Here is an 18,561-nt window from a genome sequence, read left to right as displayed (position 1 = left end):
ATTTTTAAAGAATTTTAAATATAAGCATTTTTTTTAATTGTAGTAACCAGAAATGATTAATTGGGAATTAATTGAATGCCTGCCATAATATCCGGGACTTTCCATTGGTTGTACTCCTAAAATTTGAAGGCTCCGGCTCTAACTTCTAACTTCTCATCTCTAACTTCTATTTATATTTTCAGATTTCGTTAAAAAGTGTAAATTTACGCCTATCTAATTATTATTTTTTTATGGACTTTAATTTATCGGAAGAACAGCTGATGATTCAGCAGGCTGCAAGAGATTTTGCACAAAATGAACTATTACCCGAAGTTATCGAAAGAGACCGCGACCAGAAATTTCCTACAGAACAGGTGAAGAAAATGGGTGAGATGGGTCTTTTGGGAATGATGGTAGATCCTAAATACGGAGGTGCTGGTATGGACAGCGTTTCTTATGTTTTGGCGATGGAGGAGATTGCAAAAATAGATGCTTCTGCAGCTGTTGTAATGTCTGTAAACAACTCACTGGTATGTGCAGGTCTTGAAAAATTTGCTTCCGAAGAGCAGAAAGTGAAATACCTTACACCTCTTGCAAGCGGAAAAGTGATCGGAGCTTTTGCATTATCTGAGCCTGAAGCAGGTTCTGATGCTACTTCTCAGAAAACAACAGCAGAAGACAAAGGAGATTATTACCTTTTAAACGGGATCAAAAACTGGATCACCAATGGTGGGACAGCTTCTTACTATATCGTAATTGCACAGACAGATCCTGAGAAAAAGCACAAAGGAATCAATGCGTTCATCGTAGAAAGAGGATGGGAAGGTTTTGAAGTAGGGGTGAAAGAAGATAAATTGGGAATCAGAGGAAGTGATACACACTCTTTGATCTTCAACAATGTAAAAGTACCAAAAGAAAACAGAATCGGAGAAGACGGTTTTGGATTCAATTTTGCTATGGCTGTATTGAACGGCGGTAGAATCGGGATTGCTTCCCAGGCTTTAGGTATCGCTTCAGGGGCTTATGAATTGGCTTTAAAATATGCTAAAACAAGAAAAGCGTTCAAAACAGAGATCATCAACCACCAGGCTATTGCATTTAAATTAGCGGATATGGCTACCCAGATCACGGCTGCAAGAATGTTATGTTTCAAAGCTGCATGTGAAAAAGATGCCGGTAAAGATATTTCTGAAAGCGGAGCAATGGCAAAATTATATGCTTCTCAGGTGGCGATGGATACTACTATTGAAGCAGTACAGATCCACGGAGGATACGGATACGTGAAAGAATACCACGTAGAAAGAATGATGAGAGATGCGAAGATCACGCAGATCTATGAAGGTACTTCCGAGATCCAGAAAATTGTGATCTCCAGAAGTATTGCAAAATAAACTGAATAGTAAACACACTTCTTATGAAAAAAACTTTGTGGATCAGCCTCGGCGTAGTTCTTCTCCTGATAGGCGTAGTAGTATGGTATAAATACTATTTCGTTTTTGGGGAAGGGGTAAAATCCGGTTATCTGAATTATGCCATGAAAAAGGGCTATGTCTTCAAAACCTATGAAGGAAAACTCATCCAGGAAGGCTTTGGAAAAGGTAAAACCGGAACCATTACAAGCTACGAATTTGAATTTTCTGTAGAAGATCCTGAGATTTTTAAGCAGCTGGAAACCAACAGCGGCAAAACTTTTGATCTTCATTACAAAGAATACAACGGAGCACTTCCGTGGAGAGGAAACACAAAGTTTATTGTAGACAAAGTAGTGAATATGAAATAATAGAGAAAGGCTCCCGATCGGGAGCCTTTCTTTTTACAAACCACTTAATTTAATAATATATGAGATATTATCATTCTCTGTTTAAATTCATAGGGAAATAAAGCTTTTCCTTATGGTGATAAATATAAGAAGAAGTAGCGGGTTTAATTTTTCATCGTCATTAAAATAATATTAAAAAATCCTTCTTTCGGTGAATTCCTTTTTATTGAGGATGGTCATCAGTCGTTTTTTTGCTTCTTTTCTTATAAAAATAATATCCGATTCCGGCAATCAGGAATAAAGGCCATAGCGGAAGCAGGAAAAGAAAGATAGAAGTGATCACGTCCCAGCCGGAAGATATAGCAGCCAGTGATTTTTCGCCGAAGTTTTTAGGTTCCTTTTCAGAGTCAGATTGATCGGTAAGGGTCATGGTTATCGTGCACAGGGTATTATCTACATAATTGTTTCCGGAAACCTGTATGTTTTTCGTTTCAATATCCCCGATATTGCTCAGGTCATTCATTAATTGATCAAAATTCCGGATAGGAACTTTAATATCCATATAATATACTCGCTGACTGTTTTCAGGATAAGAAGAATCTCTGTTGGCGGTTTCTGCTGTAATATAGGACAGTTCTTCACCCTTTACATATCCGTTATTTCTTATCGTCTCTTCTCTTACAAGTTCTTTTACGGTTTCCGCGTTATCAGCTTTTACGGAAAGAATACCGGTTTTCACCATTTTATTTTTAAGTTCGTAGCTGTCATTCTGTGGCTTGTCCTTATAAACTACTTTGGTTTCTTTGATCACTTTGGGAGCAGGTACATTCACAACAATCTTTTCAGCTTTTTTCTCTGTGGAATCCTTCTTTTCGATCTTCGATTCCAGTTTTATAGATGAAATTTTATCGGATATCGAATCTACCATTTTGGAAGTGTTGTCTATTTTCTGCTGAATCTCGCCTTTAGTATCTTCAAAGTCTTTTATTTTAATATTAGCAGAATCCAGAACCTTGCTGGCGGTACTGTTAATATCATTCGCGGCTTCTGTTACAGCCGAAGCCGCACTGTCTGCAGCATGTAAAGTATCCTCGATTTGGGATTTTGCAGCTTCTCCCTTTTTACACATAATGAAAGTGCTTGATAAAGCAACCAGTAATATGAACTTTTTCATAACATTAATTTTTGATGAAGTAAAATTAGCGGGGATCGGGGACAGGTTTTTGTAAATGCAAAGTATTGTTCTGGTAAAATATTAAGTGGTTTAAAACCAGTATTTTGTATTTGTTTTACAATTGTTTTACAAATTACGTCTGGCATTTTATCCTGTTAATCATAGTGTGTTATGATTTTGAATATTTAAAAAAGATGAGATCATCATTTGATTCTTATTGTCTCATTTTTAGATCTTTATTGTGAAAAATGATAACTTAAATTAAGTGATTGTGTTTAAATAATTTCTATATTTGTAATTATGGGTTTATATATTAAATGTTTTATTTTATTGAATTTTTCTAACTTTTTAGTGCTTAATTGTGCCGAATATAAAAGTATTTCACCAATGAATCAGGAAAGTAAAATTTCTCAAAAAGTAGAATTCACTGAAATAAGAAGATTAAACTCTAATCATGATCTCGATGAATATACGGTCATAACTTCTACCAAAGGAATTAAAGAACTCTACATGAAATTCAATGATTCCCGATATTCCAGATCTGCGCCCATACCCGTTTTAGAAGAAGGAGAATATTTTCTGGTCCTGAAACCGAAATTGAAAAAAGTACAGAACGGAGACCTTGAAATAGAAAAACTGGAAACAGACGGATCTACTCTGAATGTTTTTTATAAAGAAATTGAAAATCAGGAATATGCGGAGAAGAAGCAATCGAATCCTATATTAATCCTGAAAATCATGGACAGTCCTAAAAAAATTAAATTAACCACTATTTAAATAAATTATGAGACAAAAACTATTATTTCTGACGAGTCTTGTGCTTCTTTCGGGAACAGCTGCAGCCCAGCAGAACACGTGGAGCAGGACCACAGATAAAACCGTGAAAGAAACAAGAGAAAGAAATGTAAGAACTTCAGAATACCAGTTGGTCAGTTTGAATACAGATGAACTGAAACACCAGCTTAATCTGGCACCTGACAGAAACAGACTTACTTCAGAAAAGGGTATTCTTGTGAAATTCCCGAATGATCAGGGAACATTCGATACCTATGAAGTATTTGAAGCATCTACCATGCATCCTGATTTACAGTCAAGATATTCCGACATAAGATCTTATATGGGGCAGAAAGTAGGAGATCCTGCCACCAATATCAGATTTACCTACGATCCGTACTTTGGATTGAATGCGGTAGTGAGAGGAATAAAAGGAATGTATTATATAGATTCCTATTCCAAAGATAACAAGACCTATATGGTATATGACCGTAAAAATGCCACTTCACAAAGCCGTTTTGACTGTCTGTTTAAAGGAGATTCTCCTTTGGCCGACCTGGCTCCCAATATACAGGGTAAAACGGTTGTAGACGGTTTGATGCGCAGATACCGTCTGGCTATCAGTACCACAACGGAATATACCACTTATACAGCACAGCAGGCTGGTGTAGGTGCCGGAACTGATGCCCAGAAAAAAGCGGCTGTACTTGCTGCGGTTAATTTGGCGGTAGCAAGACTTAACCAGGTATTTGAAAATGAAATTTCTGTGTCTTTACAGCTTATAGCCAATACGGATCTGTTATTTTTCACTTCTGTAGATACCTTTGATGCGCTGGATGCCTATCAGATGATTGATGAAAACGTTGTAGTAACCAATAATGCGATCGGGGTTAATAATTATGATCTGGGACACGTATTCTTCCAGGCTACTCAAGGGAATGATAACGGATTGGCGTATACCCCTTCTGTATGTGGCAGCGTAAAAGCGGGAGGCGTTACAGGTTCAGCAGTTCCTGTAGGAGATCCCTTTGTGATTGATTACGTAGCACACGAAATGGGACACCAGTTTGGAGCAAATCATACCCAGAATAATGGCTGTAACAGAAATAACAATACTTCAGTAGAACCTGGAAGTGCAAGTTCTATCATGGGATATGCAGGAATCTGTTCTCCAAATGTACAGAATAACAGTGATGCTTATTTCCATGCCGTGAGCATCCGTGAAATGTACACAAGAATTACCGGAGGAGGAAACTGTGCCGCCAATACAGCAACAGGAAACAATGAACCGACTGCCAATGCAGGACCGGATAAAACAATCCCTATGGGAACCCCATTTGCTTTAACAGGTGTAGGTTCCGATCCGGATGGTGATGCAATTACCTACAACTGGGAACAGATTGACTTTGGTGCTGCTACCATGCCTCCAAGACCTGCAAACACAGTAGGACCTATGTTCAGATCGCTGTGGGCTACCACATCTCCAACAAGATATTTCCCAAAACTTTCAACCATTGTTGAAGGGTACAATTCAACCATTATTACACCTTCAAACCCTAAGTCATGGGAAAAATTGTCTACCGTAGCAAGAACTTTAAATTTCTCTTTATTAGTAAGAGATAATAAGCCGGTTGGCGGACAGACAGGACGTGATGATATCCAGCTTACCGTATCTACTGCAGCAGGGCCGTTTACCGTAAGTTCTCAGAATGCAGCAGGCGTTGTATGGGATATAGGTACACCTCAAACCATTACCTGGAACGTTGCCAATACCAATGCAGCACCTGTAAATACAGCCAACGTAACGATCTTACTTTCCAAAGACGGAGGGCTTACCTTCCCTCACACGCTTGTAGCCAGTACACCAAACAACGGTTCTTATGCATTTAATGTTCCGGGAGGTCTGGGAACTACTTCTACAGCAAGAATTATGATCAAAGCTATTGATAATGTATTTTTAAATGTGAATACCACCAACTTCACCATCAATTCTACATTGGGAATCAGTGAGGCTGAAAAAGCTGAATCAGGAATAAAAATTTATCCTAACCCTTCAAAAGGAATTTTCACCATAGAAACTGAAGCCTCAAACGGTATGACGTATACTGTTTTTGCGATGGACGGAAAACTGGTCAATGCTAAAAAAGAGCTTAAAGGCAGTAAAATCCGTGAAGAAGTTAATTTATCTTACCTTCCTTCAGGAGTGTACCTTATTCAGGTAGAAAAAGACGGTCAGAAAATTTCCAAGAAACTGATCATCAAAAAGTAATATAGATCTTATTACAAAAAAAGAACCCGTTCAATACGAAATTGAACGGGTTTTATTTTTACTGAATGTAATATTAGTCATTACTGAATTCACTGATAAAATGCAGTTTTACATTCGGGAATTTCTCCTGTGTCATATGAATGGTAAACGAAGAATCTGCAAGGAATACCAGTTGATTGTACTTATCCCTTGCCAGGAAACGCTGCTTTAATCTGGCAAATTCTTTGAATTCCTCAGACTTTTCATCAGCTTCCACCCAGCATGCTTTATGCATGGATAAAGGTTCGTAAGTACATTTTGCCCCATACTCATGCTCCAGACGGTACTGGATCACCTCATACTGAAGGGCTCCAACGGTTCCAATGATTTTTCTGTTGTTCATTTCAAGGGTAAATAACTGGGCAACCCCTTCATCCATCAGCTGATCAATCCCTTTCGCAAGCTGTTTGGCTTTAAGCGGATCATTGTTGTTGATATAACGGAAATGCTCCGGAGAGAAACTTGGAACTCCTTTGAAGCTCAGTTTTTCACCTCCTGTCAGCGTATCTCCGATCCTGAAACTTCCGGTATCATGAAGGCCAACGATGTCTCCGGGGAAACTCTCGTCTACAATTTCTTTTTTATCAGCAAAGAATGCATTCGGAGAAGAGAATTTCATCTTCTTGCCTTCTCTTACCAGCAGATAATTTTCATTCCTTTTAAATGTTCCGGAAACAATTTTTACGAAAGCAAGTCTGTCTCTGTGCTTAGGATCCATATTGGCGTGGATCTTGAAAACAAATCCCGTGAAATTACTTTCCTCAGGTTTTACAAGACGCGTATCACTTTCCTTAGGCTGAGGCATAGGCGCAATTTCAATAAATGCATCCAATAATTCACGAACCCCAAAATTATTTAAAGCAGATCCGAAGAAAACAGGCTGCAGGTCTCCGGACATATAATCGTCACGGCTGAATTCAGGATAAACAGACTGTACAAGTTCCAGTTCATCTCTAAGATTCTGCGCTGCTTTTTCTCCGATCACCTCATCGATAGATGGATCATTGATGTCATCAAACTTAACAGTATCGCCCACTTTCTGTTTCTTTTCTTCCAAAAACAGCTGGATATTGTTTTCCCAGATATTATAAATTCCCTGGAAGTCACTTCCCATTCCAATCGGAATAGATAATGGAACCACTCTCAGTCCTAATTTCTGTTCCACCTCATCCAGAAGATCAAAAGCATCCTTACCCTCACGGTCAAGCTTATTGATGAAAACCAGCATCGGAATGTTTCTCATTCTGCAGACCTTAACCAGTTTCTCAGTTTGTTCCTCAACCCCTTTGGCTACATCAATCACAACGATTACGGAATCTACAGCAGTTAAAGTACGGTAAGTATCTTCAGCGAAATCCTTGTGACCGGGTGTGTCAAGGATGTTGATTTTGTGGTCTTTATATTCAAAAGCCAATACGGAAGTCGCCACAGAGATCCCTCTCTGTCTCTCGATTTCCATAAAGTCGGAGGTAGCTCCTTTTTTTATTTTATTCGACTTTACCGCTCCGGCTTCCTGAATAGCACCCCCGAAAAGAAGTAATTTTTCCGTAAGGGTTGTTTTTCCGGCATCCGGGTGGGAAATGATCCCGAAAGTCTTTCTTTTTTGTATTTCTTTGATTAAGTCTGACATAGTGTATTTTGAAGTTGCAAAAATCGGGAATTTTTATGAGGTTTCAAATAATTTGGCGGAATAAGTTGTAGAGGAGAGTTTGAGTTGGAGTGTGGGAGGGTTTTAGAGTTGCGGGTTTCGGGATTTCGGGTTTCGGGATGCGGGTTTTTAGTGTAGGAGTGTGGGTGAGTTTCGGGATGCGGGATTTTGAGTTGGAGGGTTGGAGAGTTTTAGAGTTTTGAAGCTGAAGATCTAAATTCAGAAATCTTGAATGAACGACAACTATCTGGTGGCAGAGGCCCTCGAAGCCACCAGTAGTGCGGTTGCAGCATCATATAAATCCGAAAACATTCAATAAGCGACAAATACCCGGCGGCTGAGGTTCTCGAAGCCACCGGCTCCCATACATATACCCACACCCCGAATCCCGAATCCCGGAACTCAAAACGAGCAACCAGCAACTCGGAACCTTCGAAACCCGCGTAACTCGTATCCCGCACCTCACACCCCAAAACAAGTTCCTTTTTTAGTTGCTTCGGGTTTTCAAAAAAATTACCTTTGTTTTTATAAATTTCACAAAGAAAAGTATGGAAAATAGCAGGTATCCGAAGTTTACGTTCACATGGATCGGAGGTCTTGTGCTGCTGGCAGGATTATTTATAGGAACAATGGCTGTTTCCTTTTTCGGCAGTTTCTGGAAAATAGCTTTCCGGGAAAATCTGGAACTGAAAGACTGGTTCCTGATGGTGACCAATGCCGCCGGATTCCTTACTGCTATTGCTTTTTTTGATTTTTTCATCGTCAGACCTTCAACCGGTAAAAAACTGAATTTCAATTTTTCACCTACCAATTTTTATACCTATCTCCTGATATTTCCCATGATGATCGGGATGATGTTCATCTCAGAGTTTATCACATCGCTTATTCCCACAACAGGACCTTTCTGGGGTAAATACTATGATTATTTCTCACAGCTGATGGAGCAGCTTACCTTTGAACCGGTCATTATGATTATTATGACAGTGATCATGGCTCCTGTTTTTGAAGAAATTATTTTCAGGGGAATTATCCAGAAAGGATTGATCAATAAAGGAGTAGATCCAAGAAGAGCTATTTTTTACGCCTCTGTAATTTTTGGATTGGTTCATGGAAATCCGTGGCAGTTCGTAGGAGCGGTATTGCTGGGATGCGTGCTTGGGATGGTGTATTATAAAACAAAATCCCTGTTGCTGCCGATGTTGCTGCATGGATTCAATAACCTGTGTTCTTCATTGCTGGTCACTTATACCAAAAGTGAAAGCTTTGCTGATGCATTTAAAATTTCAGAATGGGTCATTCTGGCTGTGGGAATTGTGCTTTTTTCCCTGTTTTATTATCTTTTCACAAAAAAGAATAAAGTACATTACGCCGAAATATAGTAAAGAATAGAATATACAATTAATGATAACCAGATGCCTGGGAGAAACCAATTGTATCAAATGAATAATAGATTATGGAATTATTAGTAGCTACACATAACGTTCACAAAAAAGAAGAGATCCAGCAGATTCTGGGAAATGAATTTACCGTAAAAAGTCTTACCGATTACAACATTCACGAAGAAATTGTAGAAGACGGTGATTCCTTTAATGCCAATGCTCTGATTAAAGCCAAATACTGCTTTGAAAAAACCGGAGTTCCAAGTTTAGGAGACGACAGCGGGCTTGCTGTAGAAGCTCTGGACGGCCGACCGGGGATTTTTTCCGCACGTTATGCAGGAGATCATGATTTTGCTAAAAATATTGAAAAGGTTTTAACCGAACTGGAAGGCGAAGAGAACAGAAAAGCCTATTTCATCACGATTTTATGCTATTATGATGAAAATGGAGCCCGTTATTTTGAAGGCAGAGCCCATGGGAATTTATTAACCGAAAATAAAGGACACAAAGGATTCGGATATGATCCTATCTTCGTTCCTGAAGGATATGACAGGACTTTTGCAGAAATGAACCCCGAAGATAAGAACAGCATCAGCCACAGAAAACAGGCTTTGGATCTGTTCCTGGATTTCCTGAAAGTAAAAGACTGATTCTAAACCGATGTTTAGATTTTCTGTCGTACATTTGTTATAATAAACTATTGATTTGAGTACTTATTTAACGATATTAGGCTTTAATTCAGCTATTCCGACCATCAATTCTTCACCTACAGCCCAGCTGCTGGAAATAGAAGAAAGACATTTCCTGATCGATTGCGGAGAAGGAACCCAGGTACAGCTGAGGAAAGCAAAAGCGAGATTTTCAAAGATCAATCATATCTTTATTTCGCATCTTCACGGCGATCACTGTTTTGGTTTGCCGGGGCTCATTGCCTCTTTCCGTCTGCTTGGAAGAGACAATCCTCTGCATGTTTACGGTCCCAAAGGCATTAAAAAAATGCTGGAAACCATTTTTACCATTACAGAAACACACCGTGGCTTTGATGTTATTTATCACGAGCTGGACAAAGATTATTCCGAAAAAATATACGAAGACAGCAGGGTAGAAGTCTATACCATTCCTTTGGACCACAGGATATACTGTAACGGGTATCTTTTTAAAGAAAAACCGAAAGACAGACACCTGAATATGAAGGAAATCGCCAAATACAGCGAAATAGAAACCTGCGATTATCATAATATAAAAGCCGGAAAAGATGTGGTTCTGAGCGATGGTTACGTCCTTAAAAATGAAATACTGACGGTGGATCCGGCACCTCCTGTTTCCTACGCCTTCTGCAGTGATACCCGCTACCTTGAAACGGTACTTCCGATCATTAAAAATGTCACCGTTCTTTACCATGAATCTACATTCCTTCACGATCTGAAAGAAATGGCAGATTATACAGGTCATTCAACTGCTCTTGAAGCGGCAATGATCGCGCAGAAAGCAGAAGTGGGGAAGCTGATCCTGGGACATTTTTCCAACAGATATGGAGACCTGACCGTATTTACCGATGAAGCCAGAACCGTTTTCCCGAATACCTTCCTTCCCAAAGCTTTGGAAAGCGTAAAAATTTAAAACCTGTATGCTTAATTTTGAAGAATTAAAAAGCTTTTTGAACGAAAAGGCAGATCAGTACAACAGTCCCGATTTTATTCAGGATGACCCGATACAGATTCCGCACCGTTTTTCTTTAAAGCAGGATATAGAAATTGCAGGTTTTCTGGCCGCCACTATTTCCTGGGGAAACCGGAAGTCTATCATCAGATCCGCCGATAAAATGCTCGATATCATGGGAAATTCTCCGTATGATTTTGTAGTGAATCATTCTGAAAAAGACCTGGAAATCCTTAATGATAAAAGTATTCACAGAACTTTTAACGGTCAAGATTTTGCTTACTTCATCAGACAGTTCAATAAGATTTATAAAGAAAACGAAAGTCTGGAAAATTTATTCATAGTCAATGATGGTGAAACTAATTTTTTCCATGCGATCGAAAGGTTCAGAAACAGCTTTCTGAATCAGGAAAAACATAGAAGCCATAAGCATATAAGTTCACCGTACAAAAATTCTTCCTCCAAAAGAATCATTATGTTTTTGCGTTGGATGGTTCGGAAAGACAGGCATGGCGTAGATTTTGGAATATGGGAAAACATAGATCAGAAAAACCTCTCTATTCCATTGGATGTGCATACCGGAAATATTTCGAGAAAACTCGGTTTGGTTTTCAGAACGCAGAATGACTGGAAAACGGTGGAAGAACTGGATATAGCCATCAGACAATTTGATGACAAAGATCCGGCTAAGTATGATTTTGCTCTTTTTGGACTTGGAGTAACCAAAGAACTCTTATAATATCAGAAAACGATGAAAAAAGACAAAGAAAAAACAGAAGTTTTAGAAAAAATTGCGAACGGCATTACGTGGTGGGTAGGTTCTATTCCGTCACTTATCGTTCATACGTTATTTTTTATCACATCGTTTCTTCTGCCGATGCTCAATCTTGTTGAGTTTGATAAAATGCTGCTGATCCTTACCACGGTGGTTTCTCTGGAGGCGATCTATCTGGCTATTTTCATCCAGATGTCCGTAAATAAGAGTCACGAGAAAATTGAGGATATCCAGGAAGATATCGAAGAGATCAGCGAAGATATTGAAGACATCCAGGAAGATATTGAGGAGATCAGTGAAGACATTGAAGAGATCAGCGAGGATATCGAAGAGATCAACGAAGATATTGAGGACATTCAGGAAGATATTGAGGAGATCAACGAGGATGAGGATGATGAAGACCATAATGAACGCGCTAAGAACGTTATCCTCAAAAGCAATGTGAACTCCAATAAAAATGAAATAAAAGCTTTGAAAGATATTATCAGCCAGCTTCAGAATGAGATCGATCAATTGAAAAAATAATAATGAATGATCTCCACCTAAATTATTCAATAAGAATCTTAGCAAATAACCTGATTTTGGGATAAGAAGTTAAGATTAAAAGGATGGAAGTTATATTTAGACTTCAATAGCTTCCGTCTTCAAGCTTCAAACTTCCTGACCAGTATATACAAAATCAGACCTTTACAAATTCAGGTCTGATTTTTTTTATATGATTTTTGAATTCAAAATTTAATCCTACTATTTTTGTGGAATATGTAATTATAAAATAGATTTATTGATAATACAGGTGGTGAATTATATTGTTTGTGCTAAAAAAAGTTTATTTTATGGATATTTTTGCTACATTTGAACAAACAATAATAAAAATGTTAGGTTATAGATTGAACAATTACTTTTTAGTTCTGACATTACTGTTAACCTCTGCAACAGTATTTTCTCAGAATATCAGGAAGAAATCACCTCCGAAGAAAGCGGGTCAGGCTACCATGAAGGCCGGAGTGTTTATAGACGTGAACGTACCTACTTATCCTCAATCTCTGTATACGATTGAGCAGCTTGTGAAGAATGTGCTGATATCGGGAGGTTCGGTATGTGCGGCCCCCAATGTAAGTAACGTGACCGTTACGCCTAACCAGCCGGTTACGGATGCAGACAGAGCATGGGGGTATTTTCATAAAGGAACGACCAATTTCCCTTTCACCGATGGAATTGTACTGGCAGCTGGTAAAGCCAGAAGAGCCGGAAATGCATTTGAAGGACCCGGGGAACTCTCGGATCAGGTTCCGAATTCAGGAGTTGACGATCCGGATCTGGTTGCAGCAGTGAATCCTCCGGTTATTCTCAAGGATGTAGTAGCCGTGGAATTTGACTTTGTTCCGAACAGTAATCAGGTGAAATTTAATTATTTATTTGCATCAGAAGAGTATACCAGTGGATTTCCGTGCGGTAATTTTGCGGACAGTTTTGCCCTTCTTCTGAAAAAAGCAGGTGACCCTACTTATACCAATCTGGCTGTTTTGCCAGGGGGAGCGGGACCTGTAAGTGTGACCAATATTATTCCGCTGGGAGTAGGATGTGACGATGATGTTGTTAACGAACAGTATTTCGGAGGACTGAACACTACGAATATTGAAACTAATTTCATCGGAAGAACAGTTCCTCTTACAGCGATTGCAACGGTAATTCCAGGACAGACCTATCATTTCAAACTGGTGCTTGCGGATGCTTCGGACCAGCGTTATGACTCTGCTGTATTTCTGCAGGGAGGATCTTTTGACATTGGGATGACTATTGTAGACAACAACGGAAATCCGCTTGGAGACAGCATCAATATGTGTGATAATACCCCGCAGGTTTTAAAAGCACAGGTAAGTGCCGTTCCGGGAATGACTTACAAATGGTACAAAAACGGTGTTTTGATTCCCAATGCAACCAGTGCCATATACATTGCTACTTCACCGGGAGTATACGAAGTGAAAACTTTTGTAGGCGGAACGGAATGCCAGAAAGCAAGTATTACCATTGTAGGCGGAACCTCACCAACTGTGCAAAGTGCAACTTTAAAGCTATGTGCAACGCCTACCCAGAGCACATTCAATCTGGAAGATTCAAAACCACAGATCAGTACAACGGCAGGGGCGGTATTCCGTTTTTATGCCAACCAGGCTGATGCACAGGCTCAGAATAATAACTTTATTACCAACCTTACCAATTATAACGGGACGGATGGACAGATCATTTATGTAGTGGTTTCAAACGGAGCTTTCTGCAGCAAAATGACTACATTAACCCTGAGAAGAGAAGAAACACCTATCGCACAGGTAAGTGCCCCGAGGCTGAGAATATGTGCCGGAGAATCTCTGGTATTAACAGCAATCAACGGAGTAACTTATCAGTGGGGTGATATTTCCTCTACTGCAGGCGTAAGAACCGTAAGCCCTACACAGACCACTACGTACACTGTATATGCTATCGGGGCACAGGGATGTAAATCTCTTCAGCCGGCTACCATTACGATTGATGTCGTACCGGCTATTGTATCTTCATTGAAAGGCGGACAGATCTGCGTGGGAGATACCATTCTTTTAGATGCAGGTTCCGGTCCGGGTTATACTTATGAATGGAACACGGGAGAAACTACCCAGGCCATTACAGTAGACACACCGGGTGAATATACGGTGACCATATCCAATGGAGTATGTTCCCAGGATTTCAAAACTCAGGTAATCCGTGCTGTAGTTCCTCAGATCATAAAAGTAGAGTATAGTGAAAACGGAACGGGAACCATGATTCTTACAGCCAGCAATCCTAGTAACGGACCATTGGAGTATTCGGTGGATAACGGCTATACCTGGCAGACATCCAATATATTTACCAATGTTCCTAAAAACACCGTTATCTCAATCCGTGTGAAAGTGAAAAATACAAGCTGTGAAGGCTTCCTGGAATACTTTACATTTGTGATGAAAAATGTGATCACACCTAACGGAGACAAAGTAAATGATATCATCGACTTCAGTGGAGTAAGCGGCTACAAAGACTTCAAAGGCTTTGTATTTGACCGCTACGGAAGAGAAGTTTTCAAAGCCGGGAAAACAAGACCTTACTGGGATGGTTTCTTCCAGGGAAAACGTCTGCCTACCGCTTCTTACTGGTATCAGGTGACCTATGAGGATCCGGCCAGTAAACAGACTGCAGTGAAAACAGGATGGATACTCCTTAAAAATCTGGAATAAGTTTTTATATAATATGTATAAAGGCTGGCATTTTTGCCAGCCTTTTTTTATTGTTTTTAATTAAAGTGAATTTATATATTAAAATAAATAAACTTATAGTAATGATAATGTAAATTGTTCTAAATTGAATTTCAATCAAAAAAAATAGTATTTTTGTTTCAAATACTATAAAATGTTAAAAAGGAGGATTGGAAGTTTATTTTTGGTGATATTTTTTGCATTGCTCGGAAGTTCTGTTTTCGCTCAAAACCTGGACAGATCTAAAATACCAGCAAAAAAAATCAGCGCCGGTTCTATGAAAGCAGGGGCTTTTATAGATGTGAATACACCCAACTATCCGGAATCCAACTTTAGCATTACACAGCTGGTAAAAGATGTACTGATATCGGGCGGCGCCTGTTCTACTGCCAATGTAAGCAATGTGAATGTTTCTCCCAATCTTTCAGTAAATGATGTCAACCGAAGCTGGGGCTATTTCAATAAAGGAACTACCGCTTTTCCTTTTGCGAAGGGAATTGTCCTTACAACAGGATACGCCAGAAAAGCCGGGAATAGTATTCAGGCTTCATTAAGTGATGTTCTTCCTACTATGGGAGATATAGATCTTGCTACGGCATTGAATGTAAATAATGGTTCATTACGCGATGCTACCTATATCGAGTTTGATTTTATTCCGAGTTCTACAGAAATAACATTCAGGTATTTATTTGCTTCCAAAGAATATGATACCTCGCACCAGTTTGCATGTTCCATATCCGATGGATTTGCCCTGCTTTTAAAAAAAGCTACCGATCCTACCTATACGAATCTTGCTGTACTTCCGGGAGCGGGAGGACCTGTAAGTGTAACCAATATTCACCCGCCGATTCCAGGAACAGCAGGATGTGGTCCTGTCAATGAACAATATTTTGCAGGGATCAATAATAACCCGATGATTCAGACTAATTTTGACGGGCGTACCATTCCTTTGACGGCTAAAGCAACGGTAATTCCGGGTGAAACCTATCATTTTAAAATGGTTCTGGCAGATTATTCAGATCCCAATTTTGACTCCGCTGTTTTTCTTGAAGCAGGTTCATTTGACATCGGTGTAAAGATCCTGGATCCGGCAGGAGTACAGCTACCGGCATCTGTCAATATGTGTGATAATACCCCACAGACATTTACCGCTTCAGTACAGGCCCCGAATGTTACCTATCAATGGTTTTTAAATAATAATCCTATTCCGGGCCAGACCGGAGCTAGCTATACGGCTACACAGCCGGGAGTATACAGGGTTGAGGTATTTATTCAGGGAAACAGCTGTCCGGGAACTGCCAGTATTACGGTAGTAGGCGGAACTTCCCCTGTTGTGCAGAACGCAACCCTCACCGCCTGTTATGAAGCAGGAAACGCCACTTTTAATTTACCTTTGGCACAGCCTTCCATAAGTACGACGGCTGGTGCTACATTCTCATATTATATCAATCAGGCCGATGCAGTTGCCGGAAACGGAAATACAATTCCTACTCCCGCAGCTTATTCTAGTCCGGGTGCTCAGACTATTTATGTTTTGGTTAAAAACGGATTCTGTTCCAAAATAGCTCAGCTTCAGCTGGTAAAAGCACCTCAGATTACAGCATCCATTGCGCCGCCGCCGGTATTGACCTGCGCAAGCTCACAAGCGACTTTAAATGCTTCAGCTTCCGTTTATCCGGCGGGATCTGTTTTTGCATGGACTACTACAGGAGGAAACATTGTTTCAGGAGGAAATACATTAAATCCCGTTATCAATGCTCCGGGAACGTATACATTAACCATCTCAAATACTTTCCAGCCGGGGAATGTACTGTGTACAGGTGTTGCCAATGTAACCGTAACAGGAGACAGTGCTCCGCCGGTTACAGGACTTACAGCGAGTAAAATACAGATATGTAACGGTGGCTCGGTAACTTTAACAGCTTCCGGAGGTACGACTTACAACTGGGGAGCGCCGCTTACAGGCACAGGAAATACACAGACGGTATCACCTACCACCACTACTACCTACACAGTAACTGCGGTAGGTGCCAATGGTTGTATATCCCAAAACCCAGCAACCATCACCATTGAGGTTTCACAGCCTATCACTGTACAGGATGCTGTATTGCATAAATGCTATGCTCCGGGACTTACGTATGATCTTACAACGGCTCAGCCCCAGATCACTACCGCTGGAGGAGGGGTAACTTTTACCTATTATGTCAATCAGGCTGATGCTCAGGCCGGTAATGCCAACTTTATTGCAACGCCAAACGCATATGCGCCACCAGGAAACCAAACCATATATGTTTTAGTGAAAAACGGAGGATGTCACTATGTAGTTTCCCTTCAGTTACTGAGAACCGCTGAAACAACCCTTACGATAGCAGCACCACAGGAAATTACCTGTACCACACCTCAGACTACATTAAATGCTTCAGCGTCTGTAGTCCCTGCCGGATCTACCATTACCTGGACAGCAGCCGGAGGAGGAAATATTGTATCAGGTGCCAACACATTGACTCCTGTTGTGAATGCAGGCGGAACATATACACTTACGATTACCAATGTATCACAACCCGGGAATTTAAGCTGTACTTATACAGCAAACGTTACCGTGACTCAAAATACAACACTCCCGGTAGCCGCAGTAGTTTCTTCCCAACCTAGAATATGTGTGGGAGAATCTGTAACGCTGACGGCTTCCGGAGGAGCTACTTACAACTGGACAGGACTTCCGGGGAACGGAAATACCCAGGTGGTTTCTCCAACGGTTACTACCGTATACGAAGTATTTGCAGTAGGAGCCAATGGATGTATTTCTGCAACGCCTGCCACCGTTACTGTAGTGGTAGGACCGCCAATTGCGGGTATAGCAGCATCCAAAACAAAAATATGTGTGGGAGAATCCGTTACATTAACGGCTACCGGAGGAATTACCTATAACTGGGTAGGACTTCCGGGCAACGGAAATACCCAGGTGGTTACTCCAACAATTACTACTGAATATTCTGTATTTGCCCTTGGAGGCAACGGCTGCAGCTCGGTAAATGCTGCGAAAGTAATTATACAGGTGGTTCCTGCCATTGTCTCTACATTACAGGATGTATATGTTTGTGCCGGAGATACCGGAATTTTAGATGCCGGTGCGGGAACAGACTATACGTATTTGTGGAGTACCGGAGCAACTACCCAAACCATCTCTACCAATGTTCCGGGAACGTATACCGTTACCATCAGCAATGGAGTGTGTTCCAAAGTTTTTTCTGCAAAACTGATCAATCCTGAGCTGCCGAAGTTTACGAATATAGTGTATGAAAACCATGTGCTGACCCTTACGGCAAGCAACCCTACATCAGGAATACTGGAGTTTTCAATAGATGGAGGAATCACATGGCAGAACTCCAATATATTTACCAATGTGCTGGATAACGCGAATTATCATATTATGGTAAGAGTAAAAGATGCGAAATGTGGCAACTCAATAGATTTCTTCACATTTGTGATCAGGAATGCCATTACGCCAAATATGGATGGGATAAATGATACCATAGACTTCTCAGGAATCAGAGGATATAATAATTTTGCAGCATCAATCTTTGACCGCTATGGTGCAGAGATTTTCAGGGCAACCAAAACAGATGCAGTCTGGAAAGGTTCTCTGAAAGGAATGAACATGGCTACAGGCACTTACTGGTATAAAGTACAGTGGGAAAATCCGGCCAGTAAAAAGCTGGAACAGCGATCGGGCTGGATATTGCTGAAAAATAGAAATTAAAGGACGAACCTTCCACATATGGAAGGTTTGTTTTTTTTTAACGGTATTAACCATAAAAAAACAGATGATACGTTAAAAAATATATA

The 18,561-nt window shown here is 40.2% G+C and carries 13 protein-coding genes; 11 read left to right on the top strand and 2 right to left on the bottom strand.

Annotation, left to right across the window (positions count from 1 at the left end):
• Nucleotides 1-230 precede the first annotated feature (230 nt).
• Nucleotides 231-1,370, top strand: coding sequence for an acyl-CoA dehydrogenase (locus JET18_RS18395; RefSeq protein WP_062652654.1), 1,140 nt, complete (start codon nt 231-233; stop codon nt 1,368-1,370).
• Nucleotides 1,371-1,393: 23 nt separating this feature from the next.
• Nucleotides 1,394-1,759 (top strand): hypothetical protein, encoded by a 366-nt coding sequence (locus JET18_RS18390; protein ID WP_202093491.1) that lies wholly within the window; start codon nt 1,394-1,396, stop codon nt 1,757-1,759.
• A gap of 202 nt (nt 1,760-1,961) precedes the next feature.
• Here JET18_RS18390 and JET18_RS18385 read toward each other — a convergent pair whose 3' ends face one another.
• Entirely contained in the window at nt 1,962-2,912 is a 951-nt protein-coding gene (locus JET18_RS18385) for a DUF4349 domain-containing protein (protein WP_202093489.1), read from the bottom strand.
• 387 nt (nt 2,913-3,299) lie between these two features.
• Here JET18_RS18385 and JET18_RS18380 point away from each other — a divergent pair, with 387 nt between their 5' ends.
• Both JET18_RS18380 and JET18_RS18375 read left to right on the top strand, forming a co-directional pair.
• On the top strand, nt 3,300-3,689 hold the full coding sequence (locus JET18_RS18380) for a hypothetical protein (RefSeq protein ID WP_202093487.1): 390 nt from the start codon (nt 3,300-3,302) through the stop codon (nt 3,687-3,689).
• A gap of 7 nt (nt 3,690-3,696) precedes the next feature.
• A complete protein-coding gene (locus tag JET18_RS18375) occupies nt 3,697-5,955 on the top strand; it encodes a zinc-dependent metalloprotease (protein ID WP_202093485.1) in 2,259 nt (752 codons plus the stop codon).
• 73 nt (nt 5,956-6,028) lie between these two features.
• On the opposite strand, the gene JET18_RS18370 is transcribed toward JET18_RS18375, so the two are convergent.
• Nucleotides 6,029-7,624 (bottom strand): peptide chain release factor 3, encoded by a 1,596-nt coding sequence (locus JET18_RS18370; protein WP_202093483.1) that lies wholly within the window; start codon nt 7,622-7,624, stop codon nt 6,029-6,031.
• A gap of 566 nt (nt 7,625-8,190) precedes the next feature.
• On the opposite strand from JET18_RS18370, the gene JET18_RS18365 reads away from it, so the two are divergent.
• The 7 genes from JET18_RS18365 to JET18_RS18335 all read left to right on the top strand — a co-directional run bounded on the left by JET18_RS18365 (nt 8,191) and on the right by JET18_RS18335 (nt 18,475).
• A complete protein-coding gene (locus tag JET18_RS18365; protein WP_202093482.1) occupies nt 8,191-9,021 on the top strand; it encodes a CPBP family intramembrane glutamic endopeptidase in 831 nt (276 codons plus the stop codon).
• A 74-nt stretch (nt 9,022-9,095) separates the two neighbouring features.
• Nucleotides 9,096-9,671 (top strand): RdgB/HAM1 family non-canonical purine NTP pyrophosphatase, encoded by a 576-nt coding sequence (gene rdgB, locus JET18_RS18360; RefSeq protein ID WP_202093481.1) that lies wholly within the window; start codon nt 9,096-9,098, stop codon nt 9,669-9,671.
• Between the two features lie 55 nt (nt 9,672-9,726).
• Nucleotides 9,727-10,641 carry a ribonuclease Z gene (locus JET18_RS18355; protein ID WP_202093480.1) on the top strand — a complete coding sequence of 305 codons (915 nt, stop codon included), beginning with the start codon at nt 9,727-9,729 and terminating at the stop codon, nt 10,639-10,641.
• A 7-nt stretch (nt 10,642-10,648) separates the two neighbouring features.
• Entirely contained in the window at nt 10,649-11,419 is a 771-nt protein-coding gene (locus tag JET18_RS18350; protein WP_202093479.1) for a TIGR02757 family protein, read from the top strand.
• A gap of 12 nt (nt 11,420-11,431) precedes the next feature.
• Nucleotides 11,432-11,980 carry a DUF1003 domain-containing protein gene (locus JET18_RS18345; protein WP_202093478.1) on the top strand — a complete coding sequence of 183 codons (549 nt, stop codon included), beginning with the start codon at nt 11,432-11,434 and terminating at the stop codon, nt 11,978-11,980.
• Nucleotides 11,981-12,327: 347 nt separating this feature from the next.
• Nucleotides 12,328-14,697, top strand: a complete 2,370-nt coding sequence (locus JET18_RS18340) for a choice-of-anchor L domain-containing protein (protein ID WP_202093477.1) — start codon at nt 12,328-12,330, stop codon at nt 14,695-14,697.
• A 172-nt stretch (nt 14,698-14,869) separates the two neighbouring features.
• Nucleotides 14,870-18,475 (top strand): choice-of-anchor L domain-containing protein, encoded by a 3,606-nt coding sequence (locus tag JET18_RS18335; protein ID WP_202093476.1) that lies wholly within the window; start codon nt 14,870-14,872, stop codon nt 18,473-18,475.
• Nucleotides 18,476-18,561 lie beyond the last annotated feature (86 nt).

Source organism: Chryseobacterium endalhagicum, assembly GCF_016745235.1.
In the GTDB taxonomy this organism is placed as follows: Bacteria; Bacteroidota; Bacteroidia; order Flavobacteriales; family Weeksellaceae; genus Chryseobacterium; species Chryseobacterium endalhagicum.
This window is presented reverse-complemented; position numbering and strand designations above follow the sequence as displayed.